Source organism: Leclercia sp. LTM14 (genome assembly GCF_023736175.1).
Classification (GTDB): Bacteria; Pseudomonadota; Gammaproteobacteria; order Enterobacterales; family Enterobacteriaceae; genus Enterobacter; species Enterobacter barmai.
In genome coordinates this window covers 146,099-163,284 of the sequence record NZ_JAIKTT010000008.1, presented here as the reverse complement: position 1 = coordinate 163,284, position 17,186 = coordinate 146,099, and the positions used below count along the sequence as shown (strand labels likewise).

At 54.4% G+C, this 17,186-nt stretch carries 17 protein-coding genes and 1 tRNA gene; 11 read left to right on the top strand and 7 right to left on the bottom strand.

The window, feature by feature from the left end:
* The first annotated feature begins 108 nt into the window (after window positions 1-108).
* Together sdhE and K5I40_RS16580 are read left to right on the top strand one after the other, a co-directional pair.
* On the top strand, window positions 109-375 hold the full coding sequence (gene sdhE / locus K5I40_RS16585; protein ID WP_039029834.1) for an FAD assembly factor SdhE: 267 nt from the start codon (window positions 109-111) through the stop codon (window positions 373-375).
* Window positions 356-769: a protein YgfX gene (locus K5I40_RS16580; protein ID WP_138370507.1), complete on the top strand. Its 414-nt coding sequence runs from the start codon at window positions 356-358 to the stop codon at window positions 767-769. Before sdhE ends, K5I40_RS16580 begins: the two co-directional genes overlap by 20 nt.
* A 4-nt stretch (window positions 770-773) precedes the next feature.
* On the opposite strand, the gene fldB is transcribed toward K5I40_RS16580, so the two are convergent.
* Window positions 774-1,295, bottom strand: a complete 522-nt coding sequence (gene fldB / locus K5I40_RS16575; protein WP_039029836.1) for a flavodoxin FldB — start codon at window positions 1,293-1,295, stop codon at window positions 774-776.
* 70 nt (window positions 1,296-1,365) lie between these two features.
* Here fldB and xerD point away from each other — a divergent pair, with 70 nt between their 5' ends.
* From xerD to lysS, 5 genes are all read left to right on the top strand, one after another.
* The gene (gene xerD / locus K5I40_RS16570) at window positions 1,366-2,292 is read left to right on the top strand and encodes a site-specific tyrosine recombinase XerD (RefSeq protein ID WP_255589036.1); all 927 of its coding nucleotides are present in this window, start codon (window positions 1,366-1,368) and stop codon (window positions 2,290-2,292) included.
* Between the two features lie 25 nt (window positions 2,293-2,317).
* The gene (dsbC, locus tag K5I40_RS16565; protein ID WP_039029838.1) at window positions 2,318-3,031 is read left to right on the top strand and encodes a bifunctional protein-disulfide isomerase/oxidoreductase DsbC; all 714 of its coding nucleotides are present in this window, start codon (window positions 2,318-2,320) and stop codon (window positions 3,029-3,031) included.
* 5 nt (window positions 3,032-3,036) lie between these two features.
* Window positions 3,037-4,770, top strand: a complete 1,734-nt coding sequence (gene recJ, locus K5I40_RS16560) for a single-stranded-DNA-specific exonuclease RecJ (RefSeq protein WP_039029839.1) — start codon at window positions 3,037-3,039, stop codon at window positions 4,768-4,770.
* Between the two features lie 90 nt (window positions 4,771-4,860).
* Window positions 4,861-5,959 (top strand): peptide chain release factor 2 gene (prfB, locus tag K5I40_RS16555; RefSeq protein ID WP_138370509.1). Its coding sequence is split into 2 segments (ribosomal slippage): window positions 4,861-4,935 and window positions 4,937-5,959, totalling 1,098 coding nucleotides; the frame shifts between segments, so codons are not numbered across the junction.
* A 9-nt stretch (window positions 5,960-5,968) separates the two neighbouring features.
* Window positions 5,969-7,486 carry a lysine--tRNA ligase gene (gene lysS, locus K5I40_RS16550; protein WP_039029841.1) on the top strand — a complete coding sequence of 506 codons (1,518 nt, stop codon included), beginning with the start codon at window positions 5,969-5,971 and terminating at the stop codon, window positions 7,484-7,486.
* 46 nt (window positions 7,487-7,532) lie between these two features.
* Here lysS and idi read toward each other — a convergent pair whose 3' ends face one another.
* Window positions 7,533-8,084: an isopentenyl-diphosphate Delta-isomerase gene (idi, locus tag K5I40_RS16545; protein WP_223075446.1), complete on the bottom strand. Its 552-nt coding sequence runs from the start codon at window positions 8,082-8,084 to the stop codon at window positions 7,533-7,535.
* Window positions 8,085-8,265: 181 nt separating this feature from the next.
* Between idi and actS the strand changes: the two genes are divergently transcribed.
* Both actS and K5I40_RS16535 read left to right on the top strand, forming a co-directional pair.
* Entirely contained in the window at window positions 8,266-9,000 is a 735-nt protein-coding gene (gene actS, locus K5I40_RS16540; RefSeq protein ID WP_223075445.1) for an amidase activator ActS, read from the top strand.
* A gap of 80 nt (window positions 9,001-9,080) precedes the next feature.
* Window positions 9,081-9,154 (top strand) — tRNA-Gly (locus tag K5I40_RS16535).
* Window positions 9,155-9,197: 43 nt separating this feature from the next.
* Here K5I40_RS16535 and K5I40_RS16530 read toward each other — a convergent pair.
* From K5I40_RS16530 to K5I40_RS16510, 5 genes are all read right to left on the bottom strand, one after another.
* Window positions 9,198-9,923 carry a molecular chaperone gene (locus tag K5I40_RS16530; protein WP_223075444.1) on the bottom strand — a complete coding sequence of 242 codons (726 nt, stop codon included), beginning with the start codon at window positions 9,921-9,923 and terminating at the stop codon, window positions 9,198-9,200.
* On the bottom strand, window positions 9,920-11,200 hold the full coding sequence (locus K5I40_RS16525; protein ID WP_251929625.1) for a fimbrial protein: 1,281 nt from the start codon (window positions 11,198-11,200) through the stop codon (window positions 9,920-9,922). Before K5I40_RS16525 ends, K5I40_RS16530 begins: the two co-directional genes overlap by 4 nt.
* A 78-nt stretch (window positions 11,201-11,278) precedes the next feature.
* Complete coding sequence (locus tag K5I40_RS16520; RefSeq protein WP_375540653.1) at window positions 11,279-13,798, bottom strand: fimbria/pilus outer membrane usher protein; 2,520 nt, start codon at window positions 13,796-13,798, stop codon at window positions 11,279-11,281.
* Between the two features lie 52 nt (window positions 13,799-13,850).
* Window positions 13,851-14,555 carry a molecular chaperone gene (locus tag K5I40_RS16515; protein ID WP_223075441.1) on the bottom strand — a complete coding sequence of 235 codons (705 nt, stop codon included), beginning with the start codon at window positions 14,553-14,555 and terminating at the stop codon, window positions 13,851-13,853.
* Window positions 14,556-14,635: 80 nt separating this feature from the next.
* Window positions 14,636-15,193, bottom strand: a complete 558-nt coding sequence (locus tag K5I40_RS16510; RefSeq protein ID WP_223075440.1) for a fimbrial protein — start codon at window positions 15,191-15,193, stop codon at window positions 14,636-14,638.
* 594 nt (window positions 15,194-15,787) lie between these two features.
* Here K5I40_RS16510 and K5I40_RS16505 point away from each other — a divergent pair.
* Together K5I40_RS16505 and K5I40_RS16500 are read left to right on the top strand one after the other, a co-directional pair.
* Window positions 15,788-16,417: a helix-turn-helix domain-containing protein gene (locus tag K5I40_RS16505; protein ID WP_039029862.1), complete on the top strand. Its 630-nt coding sequence runs from the start codon at window positions 15,788-15,790 to the stop codon at window positions 16,415-16,417.
* 115 nt (window positions 16,418-16,532) lie between these two features.
* Window positions 16,533-17,150 (top strand): outer membrane beta-barrel protein, encoded by a 618-nt coding sequence (locus K5I40_RS16500; protein WP_039029863.1) that lies wholly within the window; start codon window positions 16,533-16,535, stop codon window positions 17,148-17,150.
* Window positions 17,151-17,186: the final 36 nt, after the last annotated feature.

Here is a 17,186-nt window from a genome sequence, read left to right as displayed (position 1 = left end):
ACAGCAAAAAACACGTTACACTAGAGGCCGTTTCATCCCGGTAGAGCGCCTTTCGCCGCCGGTACGAACGGAACACTGCCTGAACTCAACGTTATGCAGGAACCAGACATGGACATTAATAACAAAGCCCGCATTCACTGGGCATGCCGTCGCGGCATGCGCGAACTCGATATCTCCATCATGCCGTTCTTCGAATACGAATATGACAGCCTGAGCGATGAGGATAAGCAGCTCTTTATCCGCCTGCTGGAGAACGACGATCCTGACTTATTCAACTGGTTGATGAATCACGGCGAACCCGCCGACACCGAACTGCAACGGATGGTGCTTTTAATTCAGACACGGAATCGGGAACGTGGTCCTGTGGCAATCTGATCTACGCGTCTCGTGGCGCTCCCAGTGGATGTCTCTTCTGCTCCACGGCCTGGTCGCGGCCTTCATTCTGCTAATGCCGTGGCCGCTGAGCTACACCCCGTTATGGCTGATACTGCTGTCGCTGGTGGTGTTTGATAGCGTACGCAGCCAGCGGCGCATTAACGCCCGCCAGGGTGAAATCAAACTGTTCATGGATTCCCGGCTGCACTGGCTGGGCAACGAATGGGAGATTGTCGGCACGCCGTGGATGCTCAATTCCGGCATGATGCTGCGCTTGCGCAAAGGCGCAGGACAACGCTGCCATCATTTATGGCTGGCGGCAGACAGTATGGAAGAAGGGGAGTGGCGGGATCTGCGTCGGATGATTTCACAGCAGCCGACGCAGGGGCGATAGCGGTTTAACTGAACTGCTCCGCCATTTCACCGAGGATCTGCTCGCACCAGTTCTGCAGGCGCTCTTCACTGAGGTCGTACTGGTTGGTTTCATCGAGAGCCAGTCCGACAAACAGCTGGCCGTCGGCGATGATCGGTTTCTTACTGGTAAATTCATAGCCTTCTGTCGGCCAGTAACCGATGAACGTCACCCCTTTCGGTGCCAGCTTGTCATGCAGCATACCCAGCGCGTCGAGGAACCATTCGCCGTAGCCCAGCTGATCGCCCATGCCGTACAGCGCGATGATTTTGCCTTCAAGCTGCAGGGAATCGAGCCGATCCCAGATGGCTTCCCAGTCTTCCTGCAGTTCGCCGAAATCCCAGGTCGGGATGCCCAGAATGAGCACGTCATACTGCTCCATCATCGATGGGGCATCGTCTTTAAGGTTATGCAGGGTGACCAGTTCCGGGCCGATAATGTCGCGAATTTTCTCTGCGGCCATCTCGGTGTAGCAGGTGCTGGAACCATAAAACAGACCAATATTCATCGCTAAAATGTCTCAATACTTGCTATGACTTTGCGAGTAGTGTACCAGAAACAACACCCATTCAGGCATAATGCCCCATTGCAGAACGAAAGAGGCGGACGTGGAAAAGGATCTCTCACTCATCGAACAGTTTCTCGATGCGCTCTGGCTGGAGAAGAATCTTGCCGAGAATACCCTTAGCGCCTACCGACGCGATCTGGCTATGCTGGTGGCATGGTTACACCATCGCGGCCTCTCTCTTGCCACGGCGCAAAGCGACGATTTGCAGGCCCTGCTTGCCGAGCGAATGGAGGGGGGATACAAAGCCACCAGCTCCGCACGGCTGTTAAGCGCCATGCGGCGTCTGTTTCAGCACCTGTATCGCGAGAAATTACGCTCCGACGATCCCAGCGCGGCGCTGGCGTCGCCAAAATTGCCTCAGCGTCTGCCAAAAGATCTCAGCGAAGCACAAGTTGAGAGATTATTACAGTCGCCGGTGGTTGACCAACCGCTGGAGTTACGCGATAAAGCGATGCTTGAAGTGCTATACGCTACAGGATTGCGCGTGTCTGAACTGGTGGGGCTGACGATGAGCGATATCAGCCTGCGCCAGGGCGTGGTGCGGGTGATCGGTAAAGGCAATAAAGAACGTCTGGTGCCGCTGGGCGAAGAGGCGGTTTACTGGCTGGAGAACTATCTTCAGCATGGCCGTCCGTGGTTGCTGAACGGTGTCTCCATTGACGTGCTGTTTCCCAGCCAGCGTGCGCAGCAAATGACGCGTCAAACCTTCTGGCATCGCATCAAACATTACGCCACACTGGCAGGTATCGACAGTGAAAAACTTTCGCCGCACGTTCTGCGTCACGCTTTTGCGACCCATCTTCTGAACCATGGCGCCGATCTGCGTGTGGTCCAGATGCTGCTTGGTCACAGTGACCTCTCAACGACGCAAATCTACACGCATGTCGCGACGGAACGCCTGCGGCAGCTACACCAACAGCATCACCCACGCGCGTGAGTGATGACTTGTAACAGGAACCCATATGAAAAAGTCTTTAGTGCTGTTCTCTCTGCTGGCAGCATCTTTAACCGGTCTGGCGCATGCTGACGATGCGGCCATCAAACAGTCTCTGGCGAAGCTCGGCGTCACTAGTAGTGAAATTCAACCTGCGCCCGTAGCCGGTATGAAAACGGTGCTGACCAACAGCGGCGTGCTATATGTAACCGAAGACGGTAAGCACTTTATCCAGGGGCCGCTGTACGACGTGAGCGGCGCGCAGCCGGTCAACGTGACTAACCAGATGCTGATGAAAAACCTGAACGCGCTGGAAAAAGAGATGATCGTCTACAAAGCGGCGCAGGAAAAACATGTCATTACCGTGTTTACCGACATCACCTGCGGCTACTGCCACAAGCTGCATGAAGAGATGAAAGATTACAACGCGCTGGGGATCACCGTGCGTTATCTCGCCTTCCCGCGTGCGGGCGTGCAGAGCCAGCCTGAGCAGGATATGAAGGCCATCTGGTGTGCGAAAGATCGCAACAAAGCCTTTGATGACGCGATGAGCGGCAAAGGCGTTCAGCCTGCCTCCTGTGATATCGACATTGCTAATCACTACGCGCTGGGCGTGCAGTTTGGCGTGACCGGTACGCCAGCAATCGTGCTGAGCAACGGCTACGTCGTGCCGGGCTACCAGGGGCCGAAAGAGATGAAAGAGTTCCTCGACGCGCACCAGAAACAGTTTGGCGGTAAATAATTCGCGTGAAATCTTCGACACAACTTCGTCGTCGTGAAGTGGACGAGAGCGCTGCGCTACCCGCAGAACTCTCGCCGCTGTTGCGTCGGCTGTACGCCAGCCGTGGCGTGCGAAATGCAGACGACCTTGAGCGCAGCGTAAAGGGCATGCTCTCCTGGCAGCAGCTGAGCGGCGTCGAGCGCGCCACGGAGCTGCTGTACAACGCCTTGCGGGAAGGGACGCGCATTATCGTGGTAGGGGACTTTGACGCCGATGGCGCCACCAGTACCGCGCTGAGCGTGCTCAGCCTGCGGGCGATGGGGTGCGATAACGTCTCGTACCTGGTGCCGAACCGCTTCGAGGATGGCTACGGCCTGAGCCCGGAAGTGGTCGATCAGGCCCATGCCCGCGGCGCACAAATGATCCTCACCGTGGACAATGGGATCTCATCCCATGCTGGTGTCGATCGGGCGCATGCGCTCGGGATCCCGGTGCTGGTCACCGATCACCATCTGCCCGGCGATACATTGCCGGCGGCGGAAGCAATCATTAACCCTAACCTGCGCGACTGCGACTTTCCGTCGAAATCGCTGGCGGGGGTGGGGGTCGCGTTCTACCTGATGCTGGCCCTGCGTACACGGCTGCGTGATGAAGGCTGGTTTGAGGCGAAGGGCATTGCGGCGCCTAATCTGGCTGAATTCCTCGATCTGGTGGCGCTGGGTACCGTGGCGGACGTAGTGCCTCTGGATGCCAATAACCGCATTCTGACCTGGCAGGGCTTAAACCGCATTCGTGCGGGGAAATGCCGTCCGGGCATTAAGGCGCTGCTGGAGATCTCCAACCGGGATCAGCAGCGGCTGGCGGCCAGCGACCTGGGCTTTGCCCTGGGACCGCGTCTGAACGCCGCAGGACGGCTGGATGATATGTCGGTGGGCGTGGCGCTGCTGCTGTGCGACAACATCGGCGAAGCGCGCGTGCTGGCCAACGAGCTGGATGCCCTGAACCAGACCCGCAAAGAGATCGAGCAGGGGATGCAGGCCGAAGCCCTGACCCTGTGCGAAAAGCTGGAGCGCAGCGGCGATACGCTGCCCGGCGGGCTGGCGATGTATCATCCCGAGTGGCATCAGGGCGTGGTGGGGATTCTGGCCTCGCGCATCAAAGAGCGTTTCCACCGTCCAGTGATCGCCTTTGCTCCGGCCGGAGACGGCACGCTGAAAGGATCTGGTCGATCCATTCAGGGGCTGCACATGCGCGATGCGCTGGAGCGTCTTGATACGCTGCATCCAGGGCTGATGCTCAAATTTGGCGGCCATGCTATGGCGGCGGGACTGTCGCTGGAGGAGGCGAAATTCGACCAGTTCCAGCGTCTGTTCAGCGAACTGGTTACCGACTGGCTGGATCCTGCCCTGTTACAGGGTGAAGTGGTTACCGATGGCCCGTTAGCCCCGGCTGAAATGTCCATGGAGGTGGCGCAGATGCTGCGCGATGCCGGTCCGTGGGGACAGATGTTCCCTGAGCCGCTGTTTGACGGGCGTTTCCGCCTGCTGCAGCAGCGTCTGGTGGGGGAACGTCATCTGAAGGTGATGGTAGAACCGGTGGGCGGTGGCCCGCTGCTGGACGGCATCGCCTTTAACGTCGATACCGCGATCTGGCCGGACAACGGCGTACGTGAAGTCGAACTGGCCTATAAACTCGATATCAACGAGTTTCGCGGCAACCGCACCCTGCAAATCATCATCGACCATATCTGGCCACTTTAGCATCACTATTCCGCTATAAAACAGGGCGTGAATCCGGTACAATTCCGCCCTTACACCGCATTTTGACTCGTCCATAAAAGAAAACAGACCATGTTTGAAATTAATCCGGTAAAAAACCGCATTCAGGACCTCACAGAGCGCTCTGACGTTCTTAGGGGGTATCTTTGACTACGATGCCAAGAAAGAGCGTCTTGAAGAAGTAAACGCCGAGCTGGAACAGCCGGACGTCTGGAACGAACCTGAACGCGCACAGGCGCTGGGTAAAGAGCGTTCCTCTCTCGAAGCTATCGTAGATACGCTGGATCAAATGGCGCAGGGTCTGGATGACGTTTCCGGGCTGCTGGAGCTGGCCGTTGAGGCCGACGACGAAGAGACCTTCAACGAAGCCGTCGCAGAGCTCGACGTGCTGGAAGAGAAGCTGGCGCAGCTGGAATTCCGTCGTATGTTCTCCGGCGAGTACGACAGCGCCGACTGCTACCTGGATATCCAGGCCGGTTCCGGCGGTACAGAAGCACAGGACTGGGCCAGCATGCTGACCCGTATGTATCTGCGCTGGGCTGAAGCCCGCGGCTTCAAGACTGAGATCATCGAAGAGTCTGAAGGCGAAGTGGCAGGCCTGAAATCTGTCACCATCAAGATTATTGGCGATTACGCTTACGGCTGGCTGCGTACTGAAACCGGCGTTCACCGCCTGGTGCGTAAGAGCCCGTTTGACTCCGGCGGTCGCCGTCATACCTCGTTCAGTTCCGCGTTTGTCTATCCGGAAGTGGACGACGATATCGACATCGAAATCAACCCGGCAGATCTGCGTATCGACGTTTACCGTGCTTCCGGTGCGGGTGGTCAGCACGTTAACCGTACGGAATCTGCGGTGCGTATTACCCACATTCCTACCGGGCTGGTAACGCAGTGCCAGAACGACCGTTCGCAGCATAAAAACAAAGACCAGGCCATGAAGCAGATGAAAGCGAAGCTTTATGAGCTGGAGATGCAAAAGAAAAATGCTGAGAAACAGGCGATGGAAGATAACAAATCTGACATCGGCTGGGGCAGCCAGATCCGTTCTTACGTCCTTGATGACTCCCGCATCAAAGACCTGCGTACCGGTGTCGAAACCCGTAACACGCAGGCGGTGCTGGACGGCAGCCTGGACCAATTTATCGAAGCAAGTTTGAAAGCAGGGTTATGAGGAACCAACATGTCTGAACAAAACGCACAGGGCGCTGACGCGGTAGCCGATCTTAACAATGAACTGAAAACCCGCCGCGAGAAGCTGGCTGCACTGCGCGAGCAGGGCGTGCCGTTCCCGAACGATTTTCGTCGCGATCGCACCTCAGACCAACTGCACGCTGACTTCGACGATAAAGAGAACGAAGAGCTGGAAGCGCTGAACGTTGAAGTCGCCGTTGCAGGCCGCATGATGACCCGTCGTATTATGGGTAAAGCGTCCTTCATTACGCTACAGGACGTTGGCGGCCGCATTCAGCTGTATGTTTCTCGCGACGATCTGCCAGAAGGCATCTACAACGAGCAGTTCAAAAAGTGGGACCTGGGCGATATCCTGGGCGCGAAAGGCAAGCTGTTCAAAACCAAAACCGGCGAGCTGTCCATTCACTGCACCGAGCTGCGTCTGCTGACCAAAGCCCTGCGCCCGCTGCCGGACAAATTCCACGGCCTGCAGGATCAGGAAGCGCGCTATCGTCAGCGTTACCTGGATCTCATCTCAAACGATGAATCCCGCAACACCTTTAAAATTCGCTCCCAGATCATGGCCGGTATCCGCCAGTTCATGGTTGGCCGCGACTTTATGGAAGTCGAAACTCCGATGATGCAGGTGATCCCGGGCGGTGCGTCCGCGCGTCCATTCATCACCCATCACAATGCCCTGGACCTGGACATGTACCTGCGTATCGCGCCGGAACTGTACCTGAAGCGTCTGGTGGTAGGTGGTTTCGATCGTGTATTCGAGATCAACCGTAACTTCCGTAACGAAGGTATCTCCGTACGTCATAACCCAGAGTTCACCATGATGGAACTCTATATGGCCTACGCGGATTACAAAGATCTGATCGAGCTGACCGAATCCCTGTTCCGTACCCTGGCGCAGAACATTCTGGGTAAAACCGAAGTGCCATACGGTGACGAGGTGTTCGACTTCGGTAAGCCGTTCGTTAAGCTGACCATGCGCGAAGCAATCAAGAAATACCGTCCGGAAACCGAGATGGCGGATCTGGATAACTTCGACTCCGCGAAAGCAATCGCTGAGAGCATCGGTATCAAAGTTGAGAAGAGCTGGGGTCTGGGCCGTATCGTGACCGAGATCTTCGAAGAAGTGGCCGAAGCGCACCTGATTCAGCCTACCTTCATCACCGAATACCCGGCTGAAGTTTCTCCGCTGGCGCGTCGTAACGACGAGAACCCGGAAATCACTGACCGCTTTGAATTCTTCATCGGTGGCCGCGAAATCGGCAACGGCTTTAGCGAGCTGAACGATGCAGAAGACCAGGCGCAGCGCTTCCAGGATCAGGTTGATGCGAAAGCGGCGGGCGACGACGAAGCGATGTTCTTCGACGAAGACTACGTGACCGCGCTGGAACACGGCCTGCCGCCAACAGCGGGCCTGGGTATTGGTATTGACCGTATGGTGATGCTGTTCACCAACAGCCACACCATCCGCGACGTGATCCTGTTCCCGGCGATGCGTCCGGTAAAATAAGCCACTGTTGCTAAAAAGCCCCGACGTGTTACGCGTCGGGGCTTTTTTATTGCTTCGCGTTGGCCGCGAAGTGAAGTAATGCTTCTCTCGCAGCCCGGGCTTCCATCACCATCCACGGGCTGAACGCCCAGGGTGTGGCTTCCAGCGCGCCGAGCAGCGCCTCCAGTTTTACCCACTGATGTTCCATCACCTCGTCGCGATTGATCACCAGATCGCTGACGGCACGCGCCGCAAAAACCGGGCAGATCTCATTTTCGACAATCCCGGAAGGATCGGTTTCGCGGTAGCGAAATGCCGGGGCGACCGGTGCGATCCCGGCGATTTCTGTGCCGACTTCATAGCGACAGCGGCGGATCATCGCCTGCTCCAGGGTTTCACCCTGCTGCGGATGACCGCAAACCGAGTTGGTCCAGATGCCGGGCCAGGCTTTCTTACTCATGGCGCGACGCGTGACCAGCGTTTCCCCTTTGTCGTTGAATAGCCAACAGGAGAAAGCCAGATGAAGAGGGGTGTGCGAGGTGTGTGCGGCGTATTTTTCCGCTGTCCCAATAGCCGTTCCGTGGTCGTTAACTAAAATAACGTGTTCGTGTGTACCCATTATCACTCCCGTGCTGAAATCGCCGGGCGATACTGACTTGTTATCCGCTAAGTTCAGCACGGCCAGGCCGCGGCGATTATAGCGTAATCGTCACGAAACTGTTTGTCGCATAGGGTGCTCTTGGGCATCCGGGGTGAGGCTGCTATGATAGCGCGGCCATTCACGTTGACGAGGAACTGTTTTGTTTGCAGGAAGCCTGACGAAAAACCCTGTTTCTGCTCTGTTTTGCCTGATCCTGGCTCTGTTGCTGGCGGGATGTGCGGGCAGTAACTCATCGGATTCTGGTGTGTATACCGTTAAACGCGGCGATACGCTGTACCGCATCTCGCGTGCGACCGGCACCAGCGTGAAGGATCTGGCACGCCTGAACAATATTTCTCCGCCTTACACCATCGAAGTGGGGCAAAAGCTGAAGGTTAACGGCACCAGTACCACGGCCAAAAAATCCTCCTCAAAGAGCCGCGGGAAAACCGCCGCCGTCACGCCTTCTTACGTCGTGCCTAAATCCTCCTGGCCGCCTGTCGGGCAGCGCTGCTGGGTCTGGCCTGCCAGCGGTAAAGTGGTGCTTCCGTACTCCACCGCGGAAGGGGGAAACAAAGGCATTGATATCGCGGGCACCCGTGGCGCACCGGTTTATGCCTCCGATGCGGGGAAGGTGGTTTACGTCGGCAATCAGCTGCGCGGTTATGGCAACCTGATCATGATTAAGCATGGCGAGGATTACATCACCGCCTATGCCCATAACGACACCATGCTGGTGAATAACGGGCAAAACGTGAAGGCCGGACAGAAGATCGCCACTATGGGCAGCACCGGATCCAATACCGTGGCGCTGCATTTCCAGATCCGCTATCGGGCGACGGCTATCGATCCGGTACGCTATCTACCCGCGCCGGGCGGTAAACCGAAGTGCTAAGTGGTTATTTTATCGCCGGTTAGCGCGCGGGAGTCTTGTCAGAAGGGGCGTAAGGTCTATAATGCTTTACGCACCTCAAAGCGGGCGTAGTTCAATGGTAGAACGAGAGCTTCCCAAGCTCTATACGAGGGTTCGATTCCCTTCGCCCGCTCCAGAACCTCTTTCTATGTAAGAACTTATCCCGCAGCTAACCCACGCTATTGCTGTAGCGAAACCATTTTTTCTACCGATACCCCGCTGTCATTTAAATATCGAACACGCAGTCGCGATCCGTCCGGCATGCCCTTAACCGCATCCAGCGGATAACGCCGCGTGCTGAATGTTCTGATCATCATATCGGGTTGCTGGGTGACCTTCTGTTCATGCGTACCCTTTAACAGAGCAAGCGAGGTAAACGAGATATTCAGCGGTGTAGGGTTATTGCACTCAACCGCCCAGCCTTTGCCATCGGGTACCAGACGAAAAGCCAGCTTTTTCACCGCCTCTTCCAGCGTCATGGTGAGATCTTTTGGGCGCCAGAACAGCTTCATTTGCGTATTCATCGCCACCGTCAGGCGTGCAGCTTCAGCCTTTTTTGCCGTCAGGGGCGGGATTTCGTAGAGGTTGATCCAGAAAACAGACTCACGATCCTGAGGTAACGGATCCTGATTGTAGATAAGCCGTAACCCCTGACGCTCTCCCGGTTTCAGGCGAAACACCGCAGGCAGCGCGACAAAAGGCGCGGCGGCAGATTCCGGATCGCCTGTGCCGTCATCCACCCAGCTCTGCACGACCACCGGATACTTATTGGTATTCACCAGCATCAGCGATTGCTCCCGCTTGCCCGCCGGATAAATTACCCGCGTGCCGGCAGCCATAATCCCTGCATGCAGCGGGGATGAGATCAGCAGGCACAGAAGCCAGAGAACAGACCTTTTCATCATTGCATTTTCACCAGCACATACGCCGTCGCATGCACCTTACCTGGCGTTATCTCCTTGCCGCTCAGTTTTTTCAGCGTGGCGATAAAGGAGTAGGTGTAATAGGTATAGCCGCTCGTGACGCTGCCCATCGCTTTAGCGCCCTGCAACACCGGGTACCAGCCCGCGCTGTTTCCGCCCGGCTTAAGCGTTGCTATACCAGGCTGGCCGACAAAGTTAAGGGTTTGTCCCGGATTAGCACTGTTTGCCAGCGTAATACCCACCCCTTTCGCCATATCCGGGTCGTTATAGTTGTCCGACACCAGTGCGCTCACGCCGCCGCTACTGTTGACCAGTCCCAGGGACTGCGCCGCGGCATAGGCATCCTCAGAAACCTGGAAACCCATCGCCGTCTGCGTATCGGCCACCCCGGACTTAGCCGAATCACTGCACTCAACCTGCACCGAAAACGACGAGCTTGCCCCCATCCCGGCTTCGAGCTCGGCGGTAGAGATTGTCGGCAGAAGGACTATTGGATCCGCACTGCGGGCCACGCAGGTTGGGTTGCTGTAAATGGAGCTGCCGGTACGCATCCCATAGCCAAAGCCGTTATCCGCTCCCCAGAAACTAAAATCTGTAGAGCTATCTTCCCCGACCTCATCGTGGGCGAAAGCAAATGAAACAGAGGGATCGCCGGAAAGCTGAATGTAGGCGTTCGGTTGTATGCAGCTGTATACCTTGCCGGTAGGTTTGCCGTAGGCCAGACCAGAACCATCAGTATTATTGTTTCCACAATAGGCTGATTTAGCAGACGTTCCTGGTAAGGCGCTAATGCGGTACAGCTCGGCCTGCAGCGGCGGGATATCCTGGAGGCGAATCTGAATTTTCCCTGCTGAGGTGGTGGCCCACGAGGTAACGGGCATTTTCTGCCAGGTGCGTTTTAGCGTTATGCCCGCCATGGTCTGACGTAATCCAACGTAAGCGAACCAGGTTGCATAGACGTCCGTCAGCCCATCATTAGTACCAATGTCATAGTAGCCGCCCACCCGGTCATCACCGTTGGTCGCCACCAGGAAATAGATGTTTGCGAGATCCGCCTCGTCACACTCCCAGAGCACCGTCGAGCCCGTCGAGCCGCCATAGGTGTAATTTGTGGGCGGTACCACGACGCTTCCCAGTAAGGAGCCTACCGGAACGAAATACGTATCCGTCAGGTTGATTTTTCCGAACGGAATGATCGCCGTATAGCCGTCCTCCGTTTGCAGTTTAGTGGTCTTAGTGCAACGACTCCATCCGGGCATGGCACTCAGGAGCAGCGCAAGGCCGAGGCAGAGTTTCAGCAGCAATCCTCTGTTTTTTTCATCATCACTTCCTGAACCTTAACCTGAACATACTGACGTTAATCTGACCATGGGCTGCCCGGCTTCGGCGTGGGCGATGGTAAAGGGCAGGTAGCAGCGCTCGCTGGGCTGCTCGCCCCATCGCACGGTAAACCGCCCACTGGTTTGTTCACTGCGAACATAGATCTGCCCGCCCTGACCGGTCATGCCGACAATGTTGCCGTTGTCATCCAGGACATCGGCCCCAAGAGGCAAAACTTCCCCGTCCGGGAAGCGCGATTTGATCAACAGCGCCGTGCCGCGACGTGTGCGGAACACCACTTTGCTGGCCGCCCCTGCAACCGGTGCAATTCGTTTTTCGCTATCGACCAGCTCGGCATCGCCATCCATATTTTGCGGATCGAGCGTTATCCGGTTGTAGCGATACGGCGTGACGGCAGGGATAAGCGCATAGCCATTGCCGTCGACGGTTACCTGCTGAGAGTTGTATACCTGGGCGCCCTCGGCGCCTTTCGCTTCAACCAGGGCAAAGGTATCGCTCAGATAGGGGCCTAATGTAATCCCACCCGAATGGATAGCCATCGCGCCCTGGGCATTGCCGGACGCCTGCCAGTATCCCTGGCCCTGCGCGGCATTCAGCCCTACTGTTGTATCGGCCAGGCGCTTCTGCAGGTTCCCGCTGATTACGGTCTGCTTGTACTGCTGATCGCGACTCACGTTGATGCCGTAGTTGGTCGTCTGTTTCTCATCAAGCATGCCTGAGACCGAACTCTGATACTGATCCCCGCCGTTGGTGGAGTGGGTCCAGGAGTTACTCAGGGTCGGGGCGCGCGGATCGGTAGTGCCCAGCGGGATGGAGACAGACAGCGATGTCACCGTCTCCATGGTGCCACTGTCGTCATAATCCCCCATCTGCTGACGGGAGATGGACAGGTTCGCGCCGATCCCGTACATGAAGCTTTTGCTGTAACCAAACTGCAGCTGCGTATCCCGGCTGCGGCCATCGCGATAATCCTGGGTTGAGCCTGACAGGAACACGCTCCCGAGCTCCCCAAGGTTCTGATTCAGGGAGAGCTCAAAGCGGGACTGCTGGCTGTAGGTGGTGGACTCCCAGCTTTCGCCTGTTTTCGCGGCCTGGCGTACACCGAGTACATCAGTGAGATCCCGGTAGCCGCTGGTGGAATAGCGATAGCCAGCAAGTGACACCGTGGTGTCCGTTGCCGGAAACGTTTTGCTCCAGGAGAGATGCGCCATTCCCCCGCTGATATAGCCCGTATCCGGGAGTTCGGCATGCGACCAGGTCATGTCCATCCCCAGTGCGCCAAACCAGCTGCCGTAGACCCCGCCCAGCATCACGGCCTGATAAGCATCTGCGAGGCGCAGCCCGCTGTTCATGGTGACGCTGTTACTTAAACCACGTTGCCAGGTGAGATCGCTAAAAGCCGATTCATCGCCGCTATCGAGCGTTTTCCCCATCTCAACGCTGTAGCGAGAAACGCCCGCGCGCATGGACTCGGGAACCGCAGAAAACGGGACGCTGAACCGGTTGACGGAGCCGTCAGCCTCGGTCACTTCAACATCAAGGTCGCCGCTATAGCTGGTAGGGTAGAGGTCGGTAATTTCAAATGCGCCGGGAGCGACCGTGGTCTGGTAAATTTCCTGGCCATTCTGACGCACCGATACTTTAGCGTTGCTGGATGCGACGCCGCGGATCACCGGTGCATAGCCTCGCATGGAATCAGGCAGCATGCGATCGTCGCTCGCCAGGCTGACGCCTTTGTAATTCATACCGGAGAAAAAGCGCCCTGACGTCACGAGCTGGCCCATCATCATCTGGCTGCCGATCTTCGGCAGCGGTCTTTGCAGATAGCGACGAATGTTTTGCCAGTCGCTGCCGCTATCCCGGCTCCAGTTCAGGTTGGATATTTGTCGGTACTGCCATTTGCCGAGATTAAGCCCGCCGTTCAGGGATAACCACGCGGAATCCTGATCGTTGGTGTTCTCCCCGGAATAGGAGACGTGGTAGTAGTTACTGATGTAATTGACAAACCCCATCGCACTGCCGACGTCTAAATCGTCAGGGTTAACATAGCCACGCGCATCGTTGCTCATATCCGTTTGCGGCACGCTAAGATTCAGGCGCAGCTCGGCCATATTCATATCGACACTGCTGCCTTTCACCGCCTGGCTGAATAAAAAACAGCCCTTATCGGTTTTGGCGTGCGCGGATGCCTGCGGATCAAATTTAATTCCGGCGTTTTTGAAAAGTTCCGGTGACAGGCAGAGGGCGACGCTATTGTCTGCATCGTTAACAAATTCGACGCTCATGGTGTCGATAAATCGGGTGTTTACATAGACATCTACTTTGTAGATGCCTGCGGCAATACTGTCTTTTCGGTTAAATTGCTCCAGAGTCGATTGACTAAATTTCCCACCGCGAAATAAAGCTGGTTCAAAAGTATAATCGTCCGCTGTGGTAGCAGCGGACGATGAATCATTGGTGCCATTAGCCGCCAGCGCCACAGGGACAGAAGCAAAAACAAAACATAAAATAACAATGTATTTCACTTGAGTTAGCCGCCTGTGCTTATTATTGCGTTACGATCAGCGCTTATAGCGTTCGTTCACTGACGGTATCCATTCCGTAATCATTCACTAACGTCAGTTTTAAACGTGCACCCTTCAGATTTTTAACGGGTACGGAAGGCGTCCATTCACTTGAGGATTTTGGGGCGACCATTTTTGTGTCTGCCAGACGCACTTCCCGCCCTTGAATAAATAAGCTGGCCCGGCGTACGACGGCATAATAACCGCCGGGGTTTGTCACCTGAATATTTTTACCGTCCAGCCTGAAGGTGAGGTTTTTCGCGGTATCTTCCTGGCGGCCAGCGATCCCCTGAGGGCGATAAAATATTTTCACGCGGTTTGTGATGGACAATACCAGTTGATTAGCGCTTTGACTGGCTGTTTTAGTGGCGGGTAACTGGGTAAAATTCATATAAAAAACCGCCTCACGATCCTGAGGCAAATTCTTACCCGCGTACATCAGGCGAACAGATTGCCCGGCATTGGGTTCCATGCGGAAAATCTGTGGCGTAACAACAAAATCGCCATCCTCTGTAGCGCTATTTTTCTGCCCTTTATCCGTCTCAACCTGGACAATATAAGGTTGATTATCCATATTTCTTAACTGAACGGATTTTTCTCTCGTCTGAGCCGGGTAGATAATTCGCGTACCGGTCATTACCACGCTGGCGAAAGCGCTCTGACTTATAATCAAAGAAAGCGTAACGAGCAGTGTTGAATAAGTGCGCATGTTACGCTCCCCGTATAAAATAAAGTTTAGTCTGAAGTGAAAATCTGGCTGGAAGTCGCCCTCCAGCCAGTATCGAACGATCAAAAATAACTCAGGGTATATTCTGCAACTGCAGTAATTTTACCTGGTTGAGCTTTAGTGGCATCGACCACATAATATTGCGCACCAAAATCATGGCTTGCAGATGTTTCAGTTGCTTTCAGAACCAGACCGCTAACATTGGTTGGGCCGGAAAGCACTACAGGGTTAGTTCCATCGCTGGAGCCTGTTAACTGAATGCCGTAACCGACAGCTGCATTGTCTGTCGCACGGTTACCCAGTACCCCTGAAGATGCATCAACATCATATCCCAGGAATTTCGTACTAATATTTAGATCGGCTGCCGGTGCAGTACATCCACTAACGGAAACAGTGAATGGAGTAAGGCCTGCTTTTTGTCCATTTGCCAGCGTTGTACCAAAATCAGAAGTCGAGACCGTTGGCAACATCACGACAGAGTTTGTCTGACCATTAATGTTGACCGAGCAAGTCTGATTGGTGACTTCGCCCTGGAAAGTAACTGTAGGCGCTGCAAAAGCAGCACAAGGTAAAACACCCACAGCGACGAACAGTGCTACTTTTTTCAACTGACTAATCATTTTATATCCTTATATAATAAATTAATGAACTAATAACCTCATCTCTATGAGGGGAGCTGCTTTAAAATTAAACCTTTATATCTCTGCGATAACGGCCTTACCTGTTAAGCGATTTATAAGGGATAGGGGAATTATAAAACAAGGTGAGTTGCCAACAACGCCCGGTCCAGGATAATAATGGTCAGGAAATATTAGCAATTGAATGGATAAGTTTTGACAGGGAGCGAGAGTTAATGTAAGTGCCAGATGCCGTTAATAAAGCAGAAATTAATTATGCGCAACTGAAATGGTGGGTTTTATTGTCCAGATTATCGAATCTACTCCAGCGTTTTGCCACCTGATATATGCTTACCAACAGTTTACAATCTTCGAACAAGCTCCCCACCTCCCGACCTTGCTCATTGTAAAAAATTTAAAAATAAACAACATAAATTTTACCCGCCGTAGAGATATTGCTATATCTGAATATCGGAAAGTGTTTTAAATCTGCATCAAAGTCAGGGTGCTGCAGAGGCGAATCAGGCCGCACCGCGCAACTTACAGGTTTGCTCCAGGAGCTAATCTGGCTGTGATGCAAAGCTATCAGGTAATACTATGCATCTTATGTCACCCATACGTCCCGAAAATTCCATGCAGCGTTTGTTGGCGGCGCTTGAGCCCATTGCTGATAAAATCCAGGTCATCCCGCGCAAAAGAATGACCTGGAACTACAAAGGCCGTCCCCAGCTCTACTTTTTTCTTGAGGGGGAGCTCTCCATACTGCGTGCCTCCGATGGGCTGCTGATTGTCACCGTGTATGAAGCGCATCTTTTTGGCATTGCAGAGATGATCCAGCCGACGAAAGGCCATATTTTGCGTACCGAATCTGAATCAACAATGTTACGGATTGATGCAAAACTGGCGGCTGAGATCATCTGCCAGCAGGGGCTGTGGGAGGACGTTGCCGCGGTGCTCTCGTACCATACCGCTTATCTGTTTTATCGTGATGCATTAGTCGTGCAACAACGAACCTATTCGGTAATACGTAACCATCTGCTGGAGATGATAACACTGCCGGAACAGACGCGCATGCGAACATCAATTCTGGATTATATTCAGGACAGAACGCTACTTTCGCGCAGCAGTGTATTGAATGTGATCTCCGCGTTGAAAAAAGAGGGCTATATTGCCTTCAAACGTGGCGGTTATCTGCTGGAAATAAAGGCGTTACCCGAAAATTTTTGATTGAAAATTTAATTTTAAACAGAATGATAATTAACCTGACAGCGGTTTTTGTATATCGTTTGCCTACTGAAATAAATAACGAAATTTACCTCCAGTAAGTTTAAACGAGATTGTTATGAAAAAGACCGTTGTTGCTTTAATTATCGTAAGTGCTTTCACGACTACCGCAGCGTTTGCCGCGGGCGATGCCGGAACCTGGTACAGTGGTGGAAAGTTCGGTTGGTCACACTATTTCGATGCCAGTACAGGTAGCAAAGCGCTGGATAATAATAGTGGCTCAAACCATTTTGACGTAGACCATGACAACGTAGGTGGTGGAATTTACACCGGTTACCAGATTAACTCGTGGCTGGCTGTCGAAGGTGGCTACGACTATTTAGGTAACATGCAGATTAAAGGTCATCACAGCGGCGCCGGAGCCACACTGAAAAGTCAGGGGATCCAGATGTCCCTGAAAGCGAGCTATGCCATCACGCCAGAGTGGGACCTGTATGGCCGGGCCGGGGCAATGGGATACCGGGCGGAATCTGATGTAAGCGGTCATAATCGCTTTGAAACCGGCGTTCGTCCGCTGGCTGCTGTGGGCACCGAGTATGCCTTCAACAAAAACTGGGCAGGACGCCTTGAATATCAATGGGTAAGCAACGTAGGTAATGCCAATCAGATTGGGGTAAGCGCTGACGTTAGTACGGTTACGGCCGGGCTGAGTTATCGTTTTGGCCAGAACGATTGACGCACCTCTAGCCATGACTCTGCGTACAAGCCCGGC